Origin of the sequence: Brachybacterium phenoliresistens, assembly GCF_039530785.1 — a bacterium.
GTDB lineage: Bacteria > Actinomycetota > Actinomycetes > Actinomycetales > Dermabacteraceae > Brachybacterium > Brachybacterium phenoliresistens.
In genome coordinates, this window is sequence record NZ_BAAAOW010000002.1 from 217,034 (window position 1) to 236,996 (window position 19,963).

The following is a 19,963-nucleotide window of genomic DNA, read 5'->3' on the forward strand; positions in this document are numbered from 1 at the left end:
CGGCCCCCGCCGCGGCCCGCCGCCGGGCCGCGCCGTTGACGGCCGCGGTCACCACCCCTAGCCTGAACATATGAACATATCGTCATATGACGGGGGCGGCGGCCCGGCGCCCGTGCTGCCGGCCGATCCCGCCGTCCGGGACGCGGCCGACGTCTTCTCGCTGCTCGGCGACCCGGGCCGGCTGCGCCTGCTGCTGGCCCTGCGCGCCGGGGAGCACAGCGTCCACGAGCTCGCCGAGCTGTCCGCGCAGTCCGACTCCGCGGCCTCCCACGCGCTCAAGCTGCTGCGCGCGCATCGGGTGGTCTCCGCGCGACGCGAGGGGCGCCGGGTGCACTACGCGCTCGCCGACCCCCACGTGCGCACCCTGCTGGACGTCGCCCTCGCCCACATCGAGCACGCGGTGCCCCAGCACGGGGCGACGCCCCACGACGAGGGCCGCCACGCGGAGCGGGCGCATGCTCCCGCGGCGGCCGGCGACGCGCCGCGGCCGGGCGCGGAGGCGGTCCGATGACCGGGCAGGACCTCCCCGGGGGCGAGGCGGCCGAGGACCGCGCGCGGTGCGCCGCCGGCGAGGACGCGGCGCAGCAGCACCATCCCGGCCGGGGGCGGGGCGGGCACTCCCACGGCCCGGGCGCGGCCGAGCTCTCGGGCTCGGCCGCCGGGCGCTGGAGGGGGCGGCTGAGCATCGCCGTCGCGGCGATCGGCGTCTTCTTCGTCGTGGAGCTGGTCACGGCGCTGGCCAGCGGATCGCTGGCGCTGCTGTCGGACGCCGGGCACATGGCCGCGGACGTCCTCACCCTCGGCGCGGCCCTCGCCGCGACGGTCGTGGCCGCCCGGCCCGACCGCAGCGGCCGCCGCAGCTACGGCCGCTACCGCACGGAGGTCTTCGCCTCCTTGTTCGCCGTGCTCGTGATGCTCGCCGTGGCCGCCTTCGTGGTGCTCGAGGCGGTGCGCCGCATCGGCTCCCCGGAGGGCGTCGGCACCGGGGCCATGCTCGTGGTCGGCGTGCTGGGCCTGGTGGTCAACCTGACGGTGATGGCGCTGCTGCGCTCCGGGGCGGGGGAGAGCCTCAACCTCAAGGGCGCCTACCTCGAGGTCATGGCCGACACCGTCGGCTCCCTCGGCGTGATCCTGGCCGCGGTGCTGGTGCGGGTCACCGGATCCCCGGTGTGGGACACCGCGCTGGCGCTGGCGATCGGCGCCTTCGTGGCCGTGCGGGCGGTGATGCTGGGACGGGAGGTCCTCGCGGTGCTCGGCCAGGAGACGCCGCGCCACCTGGACCCGAGCGTCGTCGAGGCCGATCTCTGCGCGATCCCCGGCGTGCTCGGCGTCCACGACCTGCACCTGTGGACGCTCACCTCCGGGATGGACGTGATCACCGCGCATCTGCGCATCGGCGCGCAGGCCGATGCGCACGCCGTGCTCGACGCGGCGCAGGCGCTGCTGCGCCGCGAGCACGGGCTGGACCACTCCACCCTGCAGATCGAGCCGGAGTCCCACCTCATCGACGAGGAATCCTCCTGGTAGGTCGTGCCCTCCGCCGCGGGGAGGCGGTCCGTGCTCAGGCCGCGAGGGGGACCAGCAGGGCGGCGAGCTCGGAGACGTCCTCGACCACGGCGGCGGGCCGCTCGGCCGCGAGGTCCTCGCGGCGCCCGGCGCCCCAGGTCACGCCCACGGCGGCGAGGCCCCCGGCGCGGGCGGCCCTGAGGTCGGTGGCCGCGTCGCCGATGTAGACGGCATCGGCCGCCTCCACCCCCATCAGCTCGAGGGCACGGTGCAGCGGCTGCGGGTCCGGCTTGTGGCGTGGGGTGTCCTCCTTGCCCACCAGCACCTCGGGCACGGGGATGCCGGTCAGCTCGAGGCCGCGCAGCGCCAGCTCCCGGCCCTTGGAGGTCACCACCCCCACCCGGCGCCCCTGCTCCTGCAGCGAGCGGACCAGCTCCGCGGCCCCGGGATAGGCGGAGACCCGCCCGTCGTGATGGGCCAGGTTGTACTCGCGATAGGTCCGGGCCATCGCCGCCGCATGCCGAGGGGACAGCTGCTGGAACGTCTCGTCCAGGGACATGCCGATCCAGCTGCGGATCCGCGCCTCGTCGATGCCCGTGACGTCGAAGGCGGCCAGCGCATGGCGGTAGGACTCGACGATCACCTCCACCGAGTCGACGAGGGTCCCGTCGAGGTCGAAGAGGACGGCGGAATGGGCGAGGGGCGTCGAGGACATGGCCCCATGGTCTCGCACCGTCCGCGATGGTCCCGCACCGTCCGGGGTGGTGCCGCACCGACCGGGGTGGTGCCGCACCGTCCGGGGTGGTCCCGCACCGACCGGGCTCCCGCGCAGGCGGGTGCTCGCCGTATCCTCGCAGCATGACCGATGCGCCTGCTCAGACCCCCCGGACCCCCGCCCCCGCCCTCACCGCCGTGGTCACCGGAGCCTCCTCCGGCATCGGCCGCGCGACCGCGCAGCGCCTGGCCGCCGACGGCTGGCGGGTGCTCGCCGTCGCCCGCCGCGAGGAGCGCCTCGCCCGGCTCGCCGAGGAGAGCGGCGTCGAGGTCCAGGCCGTGGACGTGACCGACCCGTCCTCCGTGCAGGCGCTGGCCGAGCGGGTCCAGGAGCTGTTCGGCGGGCAGCTGAACGCCGTGGTGAACATCGCCGGCGGCGCCTTCGGCCTCGAGCCCGTCGGCGCCGCGGACCTCGACGCCTGGCAGCGCATGTACGACACCAACGTGCTGGGAACGGTGCGGGTGACCCAGGCCCTGCTGCCGGCCCTGCGGGCGAGCGGCCGCGGCAGCATCCTGGTGCTCTCCTCGACGGCCGCGCAGGTCGCCTACGAGAACGGCGGCGGCTACAACGCCGCCAAGGCCGGTCAGCACATGGTCGCCGGCGCCCTGCGCCTCGAGCTCGCCGGTGAGCCGATCCGCGTCATCGAGATCGCCCCCGGCATGGTCCGCACCGAGGAGTTCTCGCTGGTGCGCCTCGGAGACGCGGAGGCCGCCGAGCAGGTCTACGCCGGCGTCGAGAACCCGCTCACCGCCGAGGACTGCGCCGATGTGATCGCCTACTCCCTCAACGCCCCGCAGCACGTCAACCTCGACCTGGTGACGATCCGCCCCATCGCGCAGGCGGCCGCGCACAAGGTCGCCCGGGACGTCGGCCTGTGACCTTCGGCGGGCCGGGCGCTCCCGGCGGCGGGTTGGGTCGCCGCCTGGGCGAGGACATGCGCCTGGCCCCGGGCCAGAAGGCCGATGTGCGCCGGGTGCTCGGGCTGTTCGCCCCGTACCGGCCGGCCCTCCTGGTCGTCGCCCTGCTGATCGTGCTGGGGGCGGGGGCCGGGGTCGTCTCCCCGTTCCTCATCCGCGAGATCGTCGACGTCGCGCTGCCGCAGCAGCGACCGGACGTGCTGGCCTGGTGCGTGGCCGGGCTCGTCGCGGTGACCGTCGTCGGGGCGGCGCTGGGCGTGGTGCAGTCGATGCTGTCCGCTCGGGTCGGCCAGTCCGTCATGCACGACCTGCGGGTCGCGGTCTACGGTCACCTGCAGCGGATGGGACTGGGCTTCTTCACCCGGACCCGCACCGGCGAGGTGCAGTCGCGGATCTTCTCCGACATCGGCTCGATGCAGGCCGTGGTCACCACGGTGATGACGCAGATCGTCTCCGCCGGGGCGGGGATCCTCATGGCCTTCGTCGCCATGCTCGCCCTGGACTGGCGCCTGGCCCTGTTCTCCCTGGTGACGCTGCCGATCGCGGTGTGGATGAACCGCCGGGTGGGCCGGCGCCGCCGCGCCGTGGTGGTGCGCCGCCAGGCGAAGGCGGCGGACCTCTCCGCGGGGATCCAGGAGTCGCTCAGCGTCTCCGGCGTGCTGCTGGCCACGACCATGGGGCGCACCGCCGCGCTCACCGAGCGCTTCTCCGAGGACTCGCGCGAGCTCGCCGACCTCGAGATCTCCTCCGAGATGGCGGGCCGCTGGCACCAGGGGCTGTACGGAGTGCTGCTGGCGGTGATCCCCGCCCTGACCTACCTGCTCGGGGGCATGCTCCTGTTCGGCGGGGACGCCGGGGTGTCCATCGGCACCCTGGTCGCCTTCGTGGCCCTGCAGTCCGGGCTGTTCCCGCAGATGAACGGGCTGCTGCGGGTCGCCGCCCAGGTCAACGCCTCCCTCGCGCTGTTCACGCGGGTCTTCGAGTACCTCGATGCGCCGATCACGATCTCCGACGCCCCCGGCGCCCGGGCCCTGGAGATGCGGGCGGTGCGCGGCGAGCTGCGGCTGGAGGGCGTGAGCTTCACCTACCCCGGCGCGGATGCCCCGGCCCTGCAGGACATCGACCTGCACGTCGCCCCGGGATCGCACACGGCCCTGGTCGGCGCGACCGGATCCGGCAAGACGACCGCCGGCTACCTCCTGGCCCGGCTGTACGAGCCCAGCTCCGGGCGCATCACCCTGGACGGCCACGATCTGCGGGAGATCACCCGCGAGTCCCTCGCCGCCGCGATCGGCGTGGTCACCCAGGAGACGTACCTGCTGCACGCGAGCATCGCCGAGAACCTGCGCTTCGCCGCCCCCGACGCGAGCGACGCCGACCTCGAGCAGGCCTGCCGCATCGCGCAGATCCACGAGCACATCGCCTCCCTCCCCGAGGGCTACGCCACCGTGGTGGGGGAGCGCGGCTACCGCTTCAGCGGAGGGGAGAAGCAGCGCCTGGCCCTGGCCCGCACCATCCTGCGCGACCCGCCCGTGCTGCTGCTGGACGAGGCCACCAGCGCCCTGGACACCGCCACCGAGCGCGCCATGGGCAGCGCCCTGGAGGCGCTCAGCTGCGGCCGCACCACCCTCTCGATCGCCCACCGGCTCTCGACCGTGCGCCACGCCGACCAGATCGTCGTGCTCGGCCACGGCCGGATCCTCGAGCGCGGCACCTACGAGGAGCTGCTCGCCGCGGGCGGCGCCTTCGCCCGCCTCGCCGCGACCCCGGACGCGCTGCGACCTCACCCCCAGGGATGACCCCGGCGGCGCCGCCCCCTCCTTTCGTCGGAGGCGATCCGGTCTCCGAGGATGATCCCCTGCGCCCCGCGCTGCGAGAGGGTGGAGCCATCGAGAGCGCAGGCCCGCACCGCACGGGCGCGCATCAGGGAAGGAAGCGCCGAGATGACGGTCATGCCGCCGAGGACCCACCGCAGCACAGCTCGCCGATCCGCCCCTCGCCCCGACGCGTCCCGCAGCGGCGCCGGGCGCCCCGCCGTCTTCCTCACCCTCATGGCGCTCGCGGCGCTGATCGTGCTGTGGATCCTCATGACCGGTCCGACGATGTCGATCGCCGTGGCGCTCGGCGCCGTCGGCGCGGTGCTCGCGCTCGTGGCCACCGGCTGGGGCGTCGCCGGTCCCCATTCCTGACCGGCTCCGGCGCGGCCGGACGCTCAGCCGTGACGCCGCTCAGCCGTGACGTCGCTCAGCCGTGACGCCGCTCAGCCGTGACGCCGCAGGGCCTCGACCGCGGCGCGGATCCCCGCAGGATCGCCGGACCGCGCCGGATCGGGCAGGAAGCGCTCGGCGGCCGATCGCGCCGCCGGCACCTCGGCGTCCGCCAGCAGGGCCACCAGGGCGATGCGGACGCTCCCTCCGGCCTCCTCGAGGACACGGTGCGCCCGCTCCGGCTGCGCACCGCTGGCCTGCACCAGCATCCGCACGGTCCGGGCCACGAGCTTCTCGTTGCTGGGACGCACGTCGATCATGAGGTTGGAATAGGTCTTGCCCAGGCGCACCATCGTCGCCGTCGACAGCGCGTTGAGCAGGAGCTTCTGCGCGGTGCCGGCCTTCATCCGGGTCGATCCGGTCACCACCTCCGGGCCGACGTCCGCCAGCAGCGCATGATCGGCCAGGGACGCGAGCGGCGCCGCAGGGTTCGCGGAGATCAGCGCCGTCACCAGCCCCCGGGAGCGGGCCGCCTCGAGGGCCCCGCGCACGTACGGGGTGCGGCCCGAGGCGGCCACCCCGATCACCAGGTCACCGTCGCGCACCTGCTCGGCCACCACCTGCGCCCCGGCCTCGGCCGAGTCCTCCGCGCCCTCGACCGCGACGAGCATCGCGGCGTCCCCGCCGGCCAGATGCGCCCGGAACAGGTCCGAGCCCGCGTTGAACGTCGGCCCCAGCTCCGCCGCGTCCAGCACGGCGAGCCGGCCCGAGGTGCCCGCCCCGACGGAGTGCACGGTGCCGCCCGCGGCGATCGTGCCCACGCATGCCTCCACGAGCCCTGCCAGCGGCTGCGCCAGGGCCTGGACGGCGGTGACCACGGCCGCATCGGCGCCCAGGATCGTGCGCACCAGGCCCTCGGCTCCCAGGGTGTCGAGGTCGGCGGTGCCGGGATGACGCTGCTCGGTGGGGGAGTCCAGGGTCAGCAGCGCCTCCCAGGCGTCCTGCGGGGTCACGGGGCGGGGGTCGGCATCGGACGAGGTCATCGGGGATCCTCCTGCGGGGCGACGGGGCCGGTCGCGGCGGCGCGGACGGCCCCCACGGGATCCCGAAGCTAGCATGACCACCATGGCTGACCCCGACCCCGCGCCCTCCTCATCGGCCGTGCCCGGCCTCCAGGTGCTGGGAGCCGATGTCGGGGCGACCCGCGCCCGGGTGCGGATCCGCGCGCTCGGCCCGCACGGAGAGCTCGGCACGCTGCTGGCCTCGGCCGAGGGGCCCGGCTACAACCCCAACTCCTCGGGACCGGACGGCCCGGCGGGGCTCGTCGACGCGGTCCGCACGGCCCTGCTGGCGGCGCAGGCCGGCGCCCGCCTCCAGGCCCCGGTCCGCACGGTGGCCGTGCTCGGGATCGCGGGGGCCGCCGCGGCCCATCACGCGCAGGTCGAGGAGGTCGTGCGCGCGGCGCTCGCGCCCCTGGGCCTCCCGGCGCGGGACGTGAGCATCGTGGACGACATGCTGCCGGCCTTCGCCGCGGGCAGCGCGCACGGCGAGGGGCTGCTGCTGCTGGGCGGCACCGGATCGGCCGCGGTGCGCTTCTCGGGCTTCGCCCCCGTCCGGCGCTGCGACGGCATGGGCTGGCTGCTGGGCGACACCGGGTCCGCGGTCTGGATCGGCCGGGAGGTGCTGCAGGCCGCGGCGTGCGACCTCGACGGGCGCGGGCCGGCCACGGCCCTGACCGCCGACGTCCTCGCCGAGCTGGGCCTGCCGGTGCCGCGCCCGGGCGCCCCGCGTGACGGGTCCGGGGACGACGTGCGCCAGGGGCTGATCGCCGCGGTGCGTCCGCTCGCGCCCGCGCACTGGGGGAGGCTGGCGCCCATCGCGCAGCGGCATCCGCGGGACGGGATCGCCCGGGAGATCCTCGCGCGGGCCGCCGCCGAGCTCGTCGCGAAGGTCGACGCCGTCCGCGACGGAGCGGCGGAGATCGTGCTGGCGGGGTCGGTGCTCAGCGAGAACCCGGAGGTGTCCCGTCGGGTGCGCGCGGAGCTCGCCGACCGGCAGCTGGAGGTGCTGGAGGCGGGACCGCCCGTGGAGGGGGCGCTGCGTCTGGCCGCGCAGCGGGCGGCGGAGGCGCTCCGCAGCTGAGGCGACCAGCAGCTGAGGCGCCCGGCAGCTGAGGCGCTCGCCGCCGGGAAGGATCAGACGTCGATCTCGATCTCGCCGACGCCGCGGGAGACGCAGGTGATCATGTGCGTGTCCTTCTCCTCGTCCTCGAGGAACTCGTCGAGGTGCTCGACCTCGCCGGCGACCAGGGGGACGATGCAGGTGCCGCATACGCCGCCCTCGCAGGAGTAGTCCATCGAGACGCCCGCGTCCAGCAGCGCCTGCAGGAGGGACTGGCCCTCCTCGACCTCGACGGTGACCCCGGACTTGAGCGCCTTCGCGGTGAACGGCTCTCCGAACAGCGACATTGTGAACCCTTCATGGTCAGTGCAGTGGTGCCGCCGGCCTCCGACGACAGCACAGATGGTACGCCGCGCCCCTGCGACGGCGGCGTGCGAGGTGTCCGAATGTGACGTGCCCGCCGGGGATCTGTGGCTGCGCTGTGCGCGCGCCTGTGCCGTGCCTGTGCAGCGGCCCCGGGACCCGGCGCGGGCCGCCCGGGCGGTCTAGTCTCGGAGCATCTCCCGACCCCGCCGGGCGCGGCCTCCGCGCCGGGCCCCGGACCCCAGGACCCGTGATGACGCAGAACCCCGCCGCCGCCCTCGCCGCCCTCCCGCGGCTCTCCCGCGCCGACGGCACGCCGGTGCGCGTGCTCGTCGTCGAGGACGAGCCGACCATCGCCGATCTCCTGCGCTTCCCGCTGCAGATGATCGGCTGGGACGCGACGATCTGCGCCGACGGCCTCGAGGCCGTGAGGGCGGCCCGGGAGATCCGCCCCGACGTGCTCGTGCTGGACCGCATGCTGCCCGGCATCGACGGCGTGGAGGTGCTGCGCCGCATCCGGGCCTTCCTGCCGGAGGTCCCCTCGCTCCTGCTCACCGCCATGGACGCCCCGCAGGACCGGATCGGCGGGCTCGCCGCAGGGGCCGACGACTACGTCACCAAGCCCTTCGCGATGGAGGAGGTGCTGCTGCGCCTGCACCGCCTGGTCCAGCGCTCCGGGATCACCTCCCAGGCCGCGCACGAGCTGATCGTCGGCGACCTCGTGATGAACCTCGACACCCACGAGGTGACCCGCGGCGGGGACCCCGTCGCCCTGACCGCCACCCAGTACCAGCTGCTGCAGTACCTGATGGAGAACCCGCAGCGGGTCCTGTCCAAGGCGCAGATCCTCGACGCGGTCTGGAACTACGACTTCGGCGGCCAGGCCAACATCGTCGAGCTGTACATCTCCTATCTGCGCAAGCGGATCGACGCCGGGCGGGAGCCGATGATCCACACCGTGCGCGGCGCCGGCTACGTGCTCAAGCCGGCATGACCGCGGTCGATGCCCCGGCCGGGCCGGGAGACAGCGAGGATGCGCCGCAGCGGGCCCTGCGCCGCCGCGCGAGCCTGCGCACCGCCCTGGTGGCCGTGCTGCTGGCGGCGCTGGCCGCCGTGCTGCTCATCGTCGCCGTCACCACCCACGTGTCCCTGCGCTCGCAGCTCGACGCCCAGCTGGACGCCGAGCTCGCCCGGACCCTCGCGCGCGGCCCCGGGCCCCAGCCCTCCGGCGACCTGCTCGCGTTCCTCGACGCGCCGGGCCAGGGCGAGTACCTGCTCGGCGCCGTCCTCGAGGACGGCACCGCCGTGCGCGGGGCCTGGCGCGACGACGACGGCGACCTCGAGCCCCTGACCGCCCAGGACCTCGCCAGGATCAGCGCGGCCCTCGAGGAGGAGGACGGCACGCGGGACGTGAGCCTGAGCATCGGCCGCTATCGGATCACCGAGGAGGACCCCGTCGCGGGGAGGGGACCGGGAGGCGGGGGCGCGGCGGAGCTCGCGGTCGGGATCCGCACCGACAGCGCCGACCTCACCATCGCCCGGCTCGACCTGACCCTCGCCCTGGTCTCCCTCGCCGCCCTGCTGGTCACCGGGCTGGCAGGATCGGCGATCGTGCGGCGCACCCTGCGCCCCCTGGAGCAGGTCGCCTCCGTCGCCGCCCGGGTCGCGGACATGCCGCTCGAGCAGGGATCGGTGGCGCTCACCGAGCGGGTCGATCCCGAGCTCGCGCGGGCCGGCACCGAGGTGGGGGAGGTCGGCCGGGCGCTGAACGCCCTGCTCGAGAACGTGGACGGCGCCCTGGACGCCCGGCACCGGTCCGAGGAGCGGATGCGTCGGTTCATCGCCGACGCCTCCCACGAGCTGCGCACGCCGCTCACCGCGATCCGCGGCTACACCGAGCTGCTGCGCATGACCGAGCCGCTCGGCGACCGCGGCGCCGAGTCGCTGGAACGGATGGAGGCCCAGTCCGCCCGCATGACCGCGCTGGTCGAGGACCTGCTGCTGCTGGCCCGCCTGGACGACGGCGCCCCCCGCGAGCAGCAGCGCCTGGACCTGGCCGAGCTGCTCATGGAGGCCGCCATGGACGCCCGCGTCACGGCGCGGGAGCACACCTGGCGCCTGGACCTGCCCGACGAGCCCGTCGAGGTCCTCGGCGATCCCCGCCAGCTCGCGCAGGTCCTCGCGAACCTGCTCTCCAACGCCCGCAAGCACACCCCCGCCGGAACCACCGTGCAGGTCCGGCTGCGCCTCCACGGCCGCGAGGCCGTGCTCGAGGTCGCCGACGACGGCCCCGGCATCGACCCCTCCGTCCAGGGCGACGTCTTCGACCGCTTCACCCGCGCCGACCGCGCCCGCTCGGGCCGCGACGGCACCACCGGGCTCGGGCTGCCGATCGTCAGGGCGATCGTGGTCTCCCACGGCGGCGACATCGCCCTGGACTCCCGCCCCGGGAGCACCGTCTTCACCGTCCGCCTCCCGCTGGCGCCGCCTGCGGTGTGACGTGCGCCTGCCGGGTGGGCCATCGGCCGCGGGCGGGCTAGGATCGGGGGCATCGGCATCGACCCGGCCATCACCGGAGAGCCGCGGGAAGAACAGCGTCCCCGAGCGCCGGCCCATCGGCCCCACGCGGAGGCGCCCAGTAGAACCCGCCGGGACCAGCCCGTCACAGCTGAGGAACAAGGGGGCACCTGGCCCGCGGCCCGGCCGTGCGCGAGGCGTCAACCGAGGTGGTACCGCGCCGCAGGGCGTCCTCGGGACAGCACAGTCCACGCCGCCCCGGAGGTCCCCATGGTGTATCCGAAGAACGGATCCCCCCTCGTCCCCTCGCCGAACCTGCCTGCGCTCGAGAACCGCATCCAGGAGTTCTGGCGCACCGACGACACCTTCCGGGCCTCCATCGCGCAGCGCGCCGACGCCCCGGAGTTCGTGTTCTACGACGGCCCGCCCTTCGCCAACGGCCTGCCCCACTACGGCCATCTGCTGACCGGCTTCGTCAAGGACGTGGTGCCGCGCTTCCGCACGATGTGCGGGGACCGGGTCGAGCGCCGCTTCGGCTGGGACACCCACGGCCTGCCCGCCGAGCTCGAGGCCATGCGCGAGCTGGGCATGACCGAGAAGTCCGAGATCGAGGCCATGGGCGTGGAGCAGTTCAACGCCGCCGCCCGCGCCTCGGTGCTGAAGTACACCAAGGAGTGGGAGGAGTACGTCACCCGCCAGGCGCGCTGGGTCGACTTCGAGAACGACTACAAGACCCTCGACCCCACCTTCATGGAGTCGGTGCTGTGGGCCTTCAAGACCCTGCACGACAAGGGCCGCGCCTACGAGGGCTACTCCGTCATGCCGTACTGCTGGAAGGACGAGACCGTCCTGTCCACGCACGAGCTGCGCATGGACGACGACGTCTACCAGGACCGCCAGGACCCCTCGGTCGTGATCACCTTCCCCCTGACCGGCGACCGGGCGGAGCAGCTGGGCCTGGCCGGGGTGAAGGCCCTGGCCTGGACCACCACCCCGTGGACGCTGCCCACCAACTTCTCCCTGGCCGTGGGCCCGGAGATCACGTACGTGACCGTCCCCGCCGGGCCCCGGGGCGCGGCCGACGGCACCGCCGAGGGCGCCGGGACCTTCCTCCTGGCCGAGGACCTGCTGGGCGCCTTCGTTAAGGAGCTGGGCTACGAGGACCTCGAGGCCGTGCAGGCCGCCGTCGGCGAGCGCCGGTACGCCGGCGCCGAGCTCGAGCACATCACCTACGACGTGCTGTGGGACGTGTACTCCGCCGACCGCGAGAAGTGGGGCACCCAGAACGCCTGGATCATCACCGTGGCGGACTACGTCTCCACCTCCGACGGCACCGGGATCGTCCACCAGGCCACCGCCTACGGCGAGGAGGACCAGAAGGTCAACGCCGCCTACGGCATCCCCGTGATCGTCTCCGTCGACGACGGCGCGCAGTTCCTGGACCACTTCCGCGGCACCGCCCTGGACGAGATCGCCGGCCTGCAGGTCTTCGAGGCCAACCGGCCGATCATCCGCAACCTCCAGCGGATGCACCGGCTGTTCAAGGAGACCAGCTACGTCCACTCGTACCCGCACTGCTGGCGCTGCCGGAACCCGCTGATCTACAAGGCCGTCAGCTCCTGGTTCGTGAAGGTCGCCGACCAGCGCGAGCGCATGCTCGCGCTGAACGAGCAGATCGAGTGGGTGCCCGGCAACGTCAAGCACGGGCAGTTCGGGACCTGGCTGGAGGGCGCCCGCGACTGGGCGATCTCCCGCAACCGCTACTTCGGCACGCCCATCCCGGTGTGGAAGTCCGATGACCCGAACCACCCGCGCACCGACGTGTACGGCTCCCTCGAGGAGCTGGAGCGGGACTTCGGGCGGGTGCCCACCGACGAGCTGGGCGAGGTCAACCTGCACCGGCCCTACATCGACCACCTCACCCGGCCCAACCCCGACGACCCGACCGGGAAGTCCACCATGCGCCGCGTCACCGACGTGTTCGACGTGTGGTTCGACTCCGGGTCGATGCCCTTCGCGCAGGTCCACTACCCCTTCGAGAACGCCGACTGGTTCGAGACCCACAACCCGGCGGACTTCATCGTCGAGTACATCGGGCAGACCCGCGGCTGGTTCTACGTCATGCACGTGCTGTCCACGGCGCTGTTCGACCGGCCCGCGTTCTCGAGCGTGATCTGCCACGGCATCGTGCTGGGCGAGGACGGGCAGAAGATGTCCAAGTCCCTGCGCAACTACCCCGACGTGCGCGAGATGTTCGACGCCTACGGGGCCGATGCCATGCGCTGGTTCCTCATGTCCTCGCCGATCCTGCGCGGCGGGAACCTCGTGGTGGACGAGCCGCGCATCCGCGACGCCGTCCGCCAGACGGTGCTGCCGCTGTGGAGCGTGTGGTACTTCCTGGCGCTGTACGCCAACGCCGCGGGGGAGAAGGACGCCGCCGGCCGGCCCGCCGGCTACGAGGCCGCGCCCCGCCACGAGGCCGACGACGTCATGGACCGCTACCTCCTGGCCCGCACCGGAGATCTGGTGCGCACGGTGCAGGAGCGCATGACCGCGCTGTCCATCGCCGATGCCGCCGAGGCGATCCAGGACCACCTGGACATGCTCACCAACTGGTACGTGCGCCGCTCCCGCGACCGCTTCTGGGCCGGCGACGCCCAGGCGATCGACGTGCTGTGGACCTGCCTGGAGGCCCTCACCCGGGTGGCGGCCCCCCTGCTGCCGATGGTCACCGAGGACATCTGGCAGCAGATGACCGGCGGCCGCTCCGTCCACCTCACCGACTGGCCCGACGCCGATCTCTTCCCGCGCGACGAGGAGCTCGTCGCGCGGATGGACGAGGTGCGACGGGTGGCGAGCGTGGGCAACTCCCTGCGCAAGAAGGAGGGCCTGCGGGCCCGCCTGCCGCTGGCGGAGCTGACCGTGGTGCGCGCCGATCCCGAGCAGCTCGCGCCCTTCGCCGAGATCATCGCCGACGAGCTCAACGTGAAGTCCGTGCGCCTTTTGGACGTGGCCGGCGAGGAGGCCCGCGGCATGGGCGTCGAGCAGCGCCTGAGCGTGAACGCCCGCGCCGCCGGCCCGCGCCTGGGCAAGCAGGTGCAGCTGGCCATCAAGGGCGCGAAGTCCGGGGATTGGTCCCAGGCGGAGGACGGCACCGTCACCGCCGGCGGCCTCGCGCTGGTCGAGGGCGAGTACACCCTCGAGCTGGTCGCCGGCTCCGGGGCGGCCGCCGAGGGCCGGGCCATCGGCGTGCTGCGCGGCGGGGACTTCCTCGTGCTGGACACGCGGCTGACCCCGGAGCTCGAGTCCGAGGGCACCGCCCGTGACGTCGTCCGCGCGATCCAGCAGGCGCGTCGCGAGGCGGGCCTGGAGGTCTCCGATCGGATCGCCCTGACCGTCGCCGGGGACGAGGCCGTGGTCGCGGCCGTCGCCGCGCACCGCGATCTGGTCGCCGGGGAGGTCCTCGCCTCCTCGCTCGACGTCCCCGCGGAGCCCGCCGCCGGCGCGCACACCGCCGAGGAGAAGGTCGCCGGCGGCGCCGTCCGCCTCTCCGTCGCCCGCGCCTGACCCGCCCGGGCCCCGCCCCGGGGGCGTCGTTCCGGGGCGTCGTCCCAGGGCAGCGTCCCGGAGGCGTCGTCCCGGCGTCGAGCCCGGAGGCGTCGTCCCGGCGTCGAGCCCGGAGGCGTCGTCCCGGGCCCGCGCCCCGGATCGAGTGCCGGTCTACGAGCCATTTCCGACCCCGTTTTGGCTCGTAGACCGGCACTCGGCGCCGCATCCCGGGCGAGTGCCGGTCTGCCAGTCGAAACCGACCCGTTGTGGCTCGTAGTTCGGCACTCGGCGCCGCATCCCGGTCGAGTGCCGGTCTACGAGCCGAAACCGACCTCGGTGTGGCTCGAAGACCGGCACTCGATGTCGCGCCCGTCCTCGATCGGCGTCGTGTCCGGGCTCGTCCCGGCCGGATAGGGTCGCCCCATGGGAGCGGAGCACATGCTGGTGGACGACCTGCTGTCGATGTGGTGGATCGCGCTGTCGGCCGTCCTCGCGCCGATGCTCGCCCTCGCCACCCGGCGCACCATCCCCGACGTGGTGTGGCTGCTGGCGTTCGGCGTGGTGATCGGCCCGCACATGCTGGGCCTGGCCGAGCAGACGGACTCCGTCGCCTTCCTGCGCGAGCTCGGCATGGGCTTCCTGTTCCTGCTCGCGGGCTTCGAGGTGAACCCGGCGGACATGCGCGGCAGGCAGGGGCGCCACGCCGCCCTGACCTGGATCCTGTGCGCCGTCCTCGGGGTCGGCGCCGGGCTGCTCCTGCTGCAGGGGGAGGGCCGGGTCGCGGTCGTGTTCGGCATCGCCTCGACCTCGACGGCGCTGGGGACGCTGCTGCCGATCCTCAAGGACTCCGGGGCGATGTCGACGCCGCTGGGCCGGGCGACCATGGTCCACGGCGCCTACGGGGAGCTGCTGCCGATCGTGGCGATGTCCCTGCTGCTGTCCACGCGCGGCACCTGGCAGGCGGCGCTGGTCCTGCTGCTGTTCGCCGTGGCCGCGGTGCTGACCGTCGCCATCCCCGCCCGGTTCTTCCGGCGCGTCCCGCTGCTGACGAAGGCGTTCGCCGCCGCCTCGAACTCCACGATGCAGACCACGCTGCGCGTGACGATCTGGGTGCTGATCACGCTCATGCTCCTCACGGCGGTGCTCGACCTGGACGTCGCGCTCGGCGCCTTCGCGGCGGGCCTGCTGATCCAAACCGGCATGCGGGCGGTCGCTCCGGAGCACGCCGAGGAGATCATGCACAAGGTGGAGGTGGTCGGGTTCAGCCTGCTGATCCCGGTGTTCTTCGTGACCAGCGGGATGGGCATCGACCTCGGGGCGGTCTTCGCCCGGTGGCCGCTGCTGGTGGGGTTCGTCGTGGTGATCGCCGCGGTCCGCGGCCTGCCGGTGATGCTGCGGGAGATGCTCACGCCCACCGGCTCGGGGCTGACCACGGTGCGGGAGCAGGCGGGGCTGGGGTTCTATGCGGCCACGGGGCTGCCGATCATCGTCGCCGTCACCCAGCTGGCCGTGTCCGCGGAGCTGATCTCCAGCACGATGGCCTCGATCATGGTCACCGGCGGCGCCGTCACCGTGCTGGTCTTCCCGTTCGTCGCCTCGCGGCTGACGGCGCGGAGCGGGGACGAGGTCACGTCCCGCTGAGGTCGGTGCGTCCCACCTCGACGACGTGGGAGGCGGTCACGGTCGCCCCCTCGCCGAGGTAGACCCCGGTCAGCTCGCGCTCCAGGCCGCGCAGCACGGGATCCTGCGCGGTGCCGCGGGCGAGGGTCCCGGCGTAGCCGAGGGCCGGTTCGCCCTGCGGGCCGAGGGAGTCGTGGTTGCGCCGCAGCCAGTCCTCGGCGTCCCAGGCGCTCTCCCCGCTGTCCAGCAGCACCTCGTGGACCTGGGGCGAGCTGAGCCGGCTGCCGTCGATCCGAAGCCCCTGCAGGTCCAGGTGCGCGATCGGGTCGCCGCTCGCGCCGTGCGTGCCGAGCGACAGCGGCCCGTGGGTGACGTTGACGACCTGGGTCGCGGGACCCGCGGGCAGCACCGTCTGCACGGGCGAGCCGATCGAGAGGGTGTGCGTGACCGCGTACGTGCCCGGGGCGCCGCTGGTGCTGTTGAACGTCGGGTCCGCCGCGAGGTGGGCCGCGACGATCCCGCCCTGGGAGTGTCCCACCAGCAGCACGCGGGATCCCGGCGGCACGAGCGGGTCGCCGCCGGGCCCGGGGGCGGACAGGGCCGCCCGCACGTCGTCCATGGCCGCGGGGTGCTGTCCGGCCACCAGACGCAGGTTGGAGGCCCAGTCCCGCGAGGCGCCCTGCCCGCCCCAGGCATCGGGCGCCGAGGTGATCGGCGCCCCCTCGGTCGGAGGGACCTGCACGATGTAGGCGCGTGCGCCATCGGCCCCGAGCACCTCCTGGATGCCGATCCTCCCGAAGGGCAGCGGCCCCGCGTCACCGGCCCGCCGCCGTAGCGCGGCGTTGTCCCGGATGAGGTCCGGCAGGCTCGCCGGGGCGGGGGTGCGCGTCTCGTCGCTGCGCACCGCGTGCACGATCCCTCCGGGGCGATCGTCCAGGAACGGGGAGTCCTCGCCGGTGGCGGCCTCGAGGATCCCGACCCCGCCGGACCCGGTGACCAGGATCGCGCCGGAGACGAGCTGGGCGAGAGTCGGCGTCCTGCCGCCGGCCGTCCAGTCCTCGAGGACCGCACCGAAGCGGTCGGCGTCCCGTCCCAGCTGCTCGAGGCCCTCGGTGCGCACCCCGCGTGCGTCCAGCTCGGACAGCACGCGCTCCCCGGCGAGGTCGAGGCCCCCGCCGATGCCCGCGGAGATCTCCGCAGCGCTCGAGGGCCACGCCGATGCGCCGGGAGAGCCGGCGCACCCGCGTCCCACGGCCGCGACCCCGAGGACACGGCCGCTCGGACCCGACGGGGCCGCCGTGGCAGAGGCCGCAGCCATGGCCCCCAGGGCAGGGACCGCCCCCAGGGCAGGGGCGGCACCTACGGCAGGGCCTGCACCCATCTCAGGGACGGCACCCATCGCAGGGGCGGCACCCATCGCAGGGACGGCACCCATCTCAGGGCCTGCACCCATGGCAGGTCCTGTAGCTATGACTGGACTGGCCCCCGCGCCGGGGGCCGGAGCGCGGTCCACGGCGGAGGCCGCTTCCTGGGCGGCCGCCTCGGCCCGCAGACGGGCGCCGGTCGCGCGCAGGGCGAGCTCGGCGCGCAGCAGCGGTCCCACCGCCGCCGTGCTCATCCTGTCCCGGAACGCCTCGGCATCGGCCCCCTCCCAGGCGGCGGCCGTGGTCGCGGTCCGCAGGAGGAGCGCGAGCAGATGCAGCCGATCGGCCCCGGCGAGGAGCCGGCCGGACTGCTCACGACCGCGCCCGGTGTCCATGCCGCAGAAGGCGCTCATCGCGCACCGTCCCCGCCCGGCGTCCCGCTGCTCATGGCGCCTCCGCTCGACCCTCGCGGGCGGCCCTCGCCCGCGCCGCCCACGCTAGGCAGGACCGTCGGCGACCGCCGGCCGATGTGGACCGACGTGACATGGGGAGGACGGGCGCGGTCGCGCCCCGTCCCGGCTCGTAGACTGATCGGCGCCCGTCACCCGCCCCGCGCCCCCAGGAGCTCTTGTGCCTCGTCCGTCCCGACCTGCCATGTCGCAGGAGCTGCGTCAGGTCTACGCCGCGCTGCTCGAGCGTGCCCCGGAGAACCGGATCGAACCGGATCTCTCGCGGATCCGCCGGGTGATGGAGCTGATGGGCGACCCGCAGAACTCCTATCGCAGCATCCGCATCGCCGGCACCAACGGCAAGACCACCACCGCCCGCATCATCGAGCGGATCCTGCGCGAGACCGGGCTGCGCACCGGGCGCATGACCAGCCCGCACCTGCATTCGCCGACGGAGCGCATCGCCATCGACGGCGAGAGCATCGACGAGGAGGGCTTCCTCCAGGCCTACTACGACGTCGAGCCCTTCGCCGAGGTCGTGGACCGCGAGCAGCTCGAGGCCGGGGGAGTACGGCTGACGTTCTTCGAGTACCTCACCGCGATGGGCTACCAGGCCTTCGCCTCGGCGCCGGTGGACGTCGCCGTGGTCGAGACCGGGCTCGGCGGCACCTGGGACGCCACCGGCGTGGTCGCCCCGGACGTCGCCGTCGTGACCGCCATCGGCCTGGACCATCAGGAGTACCTCGGCGAGACGATCGCCGAGATCGCCGGAGAGAAGGCCGGCATCCTCACCCCCGGCGCCTTCGCCGTCCTCGCCGAGCAGCTCGAGGAGGATGCGGCCGATGTGCTGCGCGACCGGCTCGAGGAGATCGGGGCCGAGGCCGCCATCGAGGGCCAGCAGATCGCCGTGCTCTCGCGCACCCCGGGCGTGGGCGGGCAGATGCTCTCCCTGCAGGGCGTGGCCGCCCGCTACGACGAGGTCTTCCTCTCCCTGCTGGGGGAGCACCAGGCGCACAACGCGCTGCTGGCCGTCGCGGCCTGCGAGGCGCTGCTGGGCGGCGGGGAGACGCCGCTGGGCGCCGAGGTGCTCTCCGCGGCGCTCGCCGAGGTCAGCTCCCCGGGACGCGCCGAGGTCGTGCGCCAGGCGCCGACGATCCTCGTGGACGCGGCCCACAACCCCTCCGGTGCCGCGACCCTCGTGGCGACCGTGCGGGAGAACTTCCGTCTGACTCGCACCGTGGGCCTGGTCGGGATCCTCGAGGACAAGGAGGCCGAGGCCATCCTGGAGACGCTCGAGCCGCTGCTGGACGAGGTCGTGATCACCCAGTCCTCCTCCCCGCGGGCGATCCCCGCGGATCGCCTCGCCGACATCGCCCGCGAGGTCTTCGAGGACGAGGACCGCGTGGTCGAGGTCGCCGCGCTGCCGGACGCGATCCAGCGCGCCGTCGACCTCGCCGAGCAGCACGGCGACCAGTTCTCCGGCGTCGTCGTGGCCGGCTCGGTGACCCTCGCCGCCGAGGCCCGGGACCTGCTCGGGCACGGCGAGGAGGCGTGATGCTGCGCGACCTGACGCCCTCCCCGCGCGCCCACGGGGCCCAGCGGATGCTCTCGGCGACCACGCTCACCGTCGAGGCCTTCGTGGTCTTCTTCGCCGTGCTGGTCGCCCACCAGCTCAGCCCCGACCACCGGGTCACGACCTGGGTGTGGGGTCTCGCGACCGCGGCGGCGCTCGTCCTGGTCTCGGGCGCGCTCAAGCGCGGGTCCTGGCCGTACTACGCGGGGATGGCCCTGCAGCTGCCCGTGCTGGCGCTGGGCCTGCTGGTGCCCGCCATGTGGGTGATCGGCGTCGTCTTCGGCGGCCTGTACGTCTTCGGGGTCTTCAAGGGCCACCAGCTCGATGCCGAGAAGGACGAGGTCGACCGGCGCTACCACGCGGCGCACCCTCCGGCGGCGGAGTGAGCCGCACCCTCCCGCGGCGGAGTGAGCCGCGCCCCGGCCGGACCGGATCCGTGCCCGGGGCGCGCCCGGTGATCGGTAGGGTTGGGCGCATGACCACACAGCGCACCCTCATCCTGCTCAAGCCCGATGCCGTCCAGCGCAGCCTGCGCGGCGAGATCCTGCGACGCATCGAGGCCAAGGGCTACGAGATCACGGCGCTGGCCCAGCGCACCGCGACCGCGGAGGAGCTCGCCGCGCACTACGCCGAGCACGAGGGCAAGCCCTTCTACGCCCCGCTCGTGGAGTACATGGGATCGGCCCCGCTGGTCGCGGTCGTCGCCGAGGGCGAGGGCGTCATCGAGGGCTTCCGCTCGCTGGCCGGCTCGACCAACCCGACCTCCGCCGCGCCGGGGACGATCCGCGGGGACCTGGGCCGGGAGTGGGACCTGCCGGTGATCCAGAACCTCGTCCACGGCTCCGACTCGCCCGAGTCCGCGGCCCGCGAGATCGAGATCTGGTTCCCCGGTCTCGCCTGATCCCGGCCCGGGACCGACCCCCGGGTCCCCGACCTCGCGACCCCGTCGCGCCGATCCCCGGATCCGCGCGGCGGGGTCGCGCACATCCGGCGTGCCGCGGA

17 protein-coding genes are annotated in these 19,963 nt (G+C 74.2%); 13 read left to right on the top strand and 4 right to left on the bottom strand.

What is annotated here, in order from left to right; genetic code table 11:
• Positions 1-70 precede the first annotated feature (70 nt).
• A complete protein-coding gene (locus ABD234_RS05435) occupies positions 71-511 on the top strand; it encodes an ArsR/SmtB family transcription factor (protein WP_084148447.1) in 441 nt (146 codons plus the stop codon).
• The gene (locus ABD234_RS05440) at positions 508-1,527 is read left to right on the top strand and encodes a cation diffusion facilitator family transporter (RefSeq protein WP_084148448.1); all 1,020 of its coding nucleotides are present in this window, start codon (positions 508-510) and stop codon (positions 1,525-1,527) included. Before ABD234_RS05435 ends, ABD234_RS05440 begins: the two co-directional genes overlap by 4 nt.
• Before the next feature lie 34 nt (positions 1,528-1,561).
• Here the strand turns inward: ABD234_RS05440 and ABD234_RS05445 are convergent, their stop codons facing one another.
• Positions 1,562-2,221: an HAD family hydrolase gene (locus ABD234_RS05445; protein ID WP_038372395.1), complete on the bottom strand. Its 660-nt coding sequence runs from the start codon at positions 2,219-2,221 to the stop codon at positions 1,562-1,564.
• 143 nt (positions 2,222-2,364) lie between these two features.
• On the opposite strand from ABD234_RS05445, the gene ABD234_RS05450 reads away from it, so the two are divergent.
• The 3 genes from ABD234_RS05450 (at position 2,365) to ABD234_RS05460 (ending at position 5,387) form a co-directional block, all read left to right on the top strand.
• A complete protein-coding gene (locus tag ABD234_RS05450) occupies positions 2,365-3,159 on the top strand; it encodes an SDR family oxidoreductase (protein ID WP_344354524.1) in 795 nt (264 codons plus the stop codon).
• A gap of 56 nt (positions 3,160-3,215) precedes the next feature.
• Entirely contained in the window at positions 3,216-4,997 is a 1,782-nt protein-coding gene (locus ABD234_RS05455; protein WP_051486823.1) for an ABC transporter ATP-binding protein, read from the top strand.
• Positions 4,998-5,141: 144 nt separating this feature from the next.
• A complete protein-coding gene (locus ABD234_RS05460) occupies positions 5,142-5,387 on the top strand; it encodes a hypothetical protein (protein WP_038372399.1) in 246 nt (81 codons plus the stop codon).
• Between the two features lie 71 nt (positions 5,388-5,458).
• On the opposite strand, the gene ABD234_RS05465 is transcribed toward ABD234_RS05460, so the two are convergent.
• Positions 5,459-6,448: an N-acetylmuramic acid 6-phosphate etherase gene (locus ABD234_RS05465; RefSeq protein WP_038372400.1), complete on the bottom strand. Its 990-nt coding sequence runs from the start codon at positions 6,446-6,448 to the stop codon at positions 5,459-5,461.
• A gap of 82 nt (positions 6,449-6,530) precedes the next feature.
• Between ABD234_RS05465 and ABD234_RS05470 the strand changes: the two genes are divergently transcribed.
• On the top strand, positions 6,531-7,547 hold the full coding sequence (locus tag ABD234_RS05470; protein ID WP_198025404.1) for an N-acetylglucosamine kinase: 1,017 nt from the start codon (positions 6,531-6,533) through the stop codon (positions 7,545-7,547).
• Positions 7,548-7,600: 53 nt separating this feature from the next.
• On the opposite strand, the gene ABD234_RS05475 is transcribed toward ABD234_RS05470, so the two are convergent.
• Positions 7,601-7,873, bottom strand: coding sequence for a 2Fe-2S iron-sulfur cluster-binding protein (locus ABD234_RS05475; RefSeq protein ID WP_038372403.1), 273 nt, complete (start codon positions 7,871-7,873; stop codon positions 7,601-7,603).
• A 269-nt stretch (positions 7,874-8,142) separates the two neighbouring features.
• Between ABD234_RS05475 and ABD234_RS05480 the strand changes: the two genes are divergently transcribed.
• From ABD234_RS05480 to ABD234_RS05495, 4 genes are all read left to right on the top strand, one after another.
• Complete coding sequence (locus ABD234_RS05480; protein WP_038372405.1) at positions 8,143-8,883, top strand: response regulator transcription factor; 741 nt, start codon at positions 8,143-8,145, stop codon at positions 8,881-8,883.
• Positions 8,880-10,388 (top strand): sensor histidine kinase, encoded by a 1,509-nt coding sequence (locus ABD234_RS05485; RefSeq protein WP_038372408.1) that lies wholly within the window; start codon positions 8,880-8,882, stop codon positions 10,386-10,388. Before ABD234_RS05480 ends, ABD234_RS05485 begins: the two co-directional genes overlap by 4 nt.
• A gap of 288 nt (positions 10,389-10,676) precedes the next feature.
• The gene (ileS, locus tag ABD234_RS05490; protein WP_038372409.1) at positions 10,677-13,973 is read left to right on the top strand and encodes an isoleucine--tRNA ligase; all 3,297 of its coding nucleotides are present in this window, start codon (positions 10,677-10,679) and stop codon (positions 13,971-13,973) included.
• A gap of 405 nt (positions 13,974-14,378) precedes the next feature.
• Positions 14,379-15,596 (top strand): cation:proton antiporter, encoded by a 1,218-nt coding sequence (locus ABD234_RS05495; protein WP_344354528.1) that lies wholly within the window; start codon positions 14,379-14,381, stop codon positions 15,594-15,596.
• On the opposite strand, the gene ABD234_RS05500 is transcribed toward ABD234_RS05495, so the two are convergent.
• A complete protein-coding gene (locus ABD234_RS05500) occupies positions 15,583-16,893 on the bottom strand; it encodes a hypothetical protein (protein ID WP_344354529.1) in 1,311 nt (436 codons plus the stop codon). The two genes, ABD234_RS05495 and ABD234_RS05500, sit on opposite strands and share 14 nt — an antisense overlap.
• 700 nt (positions 16,894-17,593) lie before the next feature.
• On the opposite strand from ABD234_RS05500, the gene ABD234_RS05505 reads away from it, so the two are divergent.
• The 3 genes from ABD234_RS05505 to ndk all read left to right on the top strand — a co-directional run bounded on the left by ABD234_RS05505 (position 17,594) and on the right by ndk (position 19,862).
• Complete coding sequence (locus ABD234_RS05505) at positions 17,594-18,943, top strand: bifunctional folylpolyglutamate synthase/dihydrofolate synthase (protein WP_344354531.1); 1,350 nt, start codon at positions 17,594-17,596, stop codon at positions 18,941-18,943.
• Complete coding sequence (locus ABD234_RS05510) at positions 18,943-19,347, top strand: DUF4233 domain-containing protein (RefSeq protein ID WP_038372414.1); 405 nt, start codon at positions 18,943-18,945, stop codon at positions 19,345-19,347. The genes ABD234_RS05505 and ABD234_RS05510 overlap by 1 nt, the downstream gene beginning before the upstream one ends.
• Before the next feature lie 89 nt (positions 19,348-19,436).
• Positions 19,437-19,862 carry a nucleoside-diphosphate kinase gene (gene ndk / locus ABD234_RS05515; protein WP_038372415.1) on the top strand — a complete coding sequence of 142 codons (426 nt, stop codon included), beginning with the start codon at positions 19,437-19,439 and terminating at the stop codon, positions 19,860-19,862.
• Positions 19,863-19,963 lie beyond the last annotated feature (101 nt).

What these genes read in the sequence shown, in the direction of transcription:
- ABD234_RS05435 (WP_084148447.1), top strand. Translation starts at nt 71, where the DNA reads ATGAACATATCGTCATATGACGGGGGCGGCGGCCCGGCGCCCGTGCTG.
- ABD234_RS05440 (WP_084148448.1), top strand. Translation starts at nt 508, where the DNA reads ATGACCGGGCAGGACCTCCCCGGGGGCGAGGCGGCCGAGGACCGCGCG.
- ABD234_RS05445 (WP_038372395.1), bottom strand. Translation starts at nt 2,221, where the DNA reads ATGTCCTCGACGCCCCTCGCCCATTCCGCCGTCCTCTTCGACCTCGAC.
- ABD234_RS05450 (WP_344354524.1), top strand. Translation starts at nt 2,365, where the DNA reads ATGACCGATGCGCCTGCTCAGACCCCCCGGACCCCCGCCCCCGCCCTC.
- ABD234_RS05455 (WP_051486823.1), top strand. Translation starts at nt 3,216, where the DNA reads ATGCGCCTGGCCCCGGGCCAGAAGGCCGATGTGCGCCGGGTGCTCGGG.
- ABD234_RS05460 (WP_038372399.1), top strand. Translation starts at nt 5,142, where the DNA reads ATGACGGTCATGCCGCCGAGGACCCACCGCAGCACAGCTCGCCGATCC.
- ABD234_RS05465 (WP_038372400.1), bottom strand. Translation starts at nt 6,448, where the DNA reads ATGACCTCGTCCGATGCCGACCCCCGCCCCGTGACCCCGCAGGACGCC.
- ABD234_RS05470 (WP_198025404.1), top strand. Translation starts at nt 6,531, where the DNA reads ATGGCTGACCCCGACCCCGCGCCCTCCTCATCGGCCGTGCCCGGCCTC.
- ABD234_RS05475 (WP_038372403.1), bottom strand. Translation starts at nt 7,873, where the DNA reads ATGTCGCTGTTCGGAGAGCCGTTCACCGCGAAGGCGCTCAAGTCCGGG.
- ABD234_RS05480 (WP_038372405.1), top strand. Translation starts at nt 8,143, where the DNA reads ATGACGCAGAACCCCGCCGCCGCCCTCGCCGCCCTCCCGCGGCTCTCC.
- ABD234_RS05485 (WP_038372408.1), top strand. Translation starts at nt 8,880, where the DNA reads ATGACCGCGGTCGATGCCCCGGCCGGGCCGGGAGACAGCGAGGATGCG.
- ileS (WP_038372409.1), top strand. Translation starts at nt 10,677, where the DNA reads ATGGTGTATCCGAAGAACGGATCCCCCCTCGTCCCCTCGCCGAACCTG.
- ABD234_RS05495 (WP_344354528.1), top strand. Translation starts at nt 14,379, where the DNA reads ATGGGAGCGGAGCACATGCTGGTGGACGACCTGCTGTCGATGTGGTGG.
- ABD234_RS05500 (WP_344354529.1), bottom strand. Translation starts at nt 16,893, where the DNA reads ATGGCTGCGGCCTCTGCCACGGCGGCCCCGTCGGGTCCGAGCGGCCGT.
- ABD234_RS05505 (WP_344354531.1), top strand. Translation starts at nt 17,594, where the DNA reads ATGTCGCAGGAGCTGCGTCAGGTCTACGCCGCGCTGCTCGAGCGTGCC.
- ABD234_RS05510 (WP_038372414.1), top strand. Translation starts at nt 18,943, where the DNA reads ATGCTGCGCGACCTGACGCCCTCCCCGCGCGCCCACGGGGCCCAGCGG.
- ndk (WP_038372415.1), top strand. Translation starts at nt 19,437, where the DNA reads ATGACCACACAGCGCACCCTCATCCTGCTCAAGCCCGATGCCGTCCAG.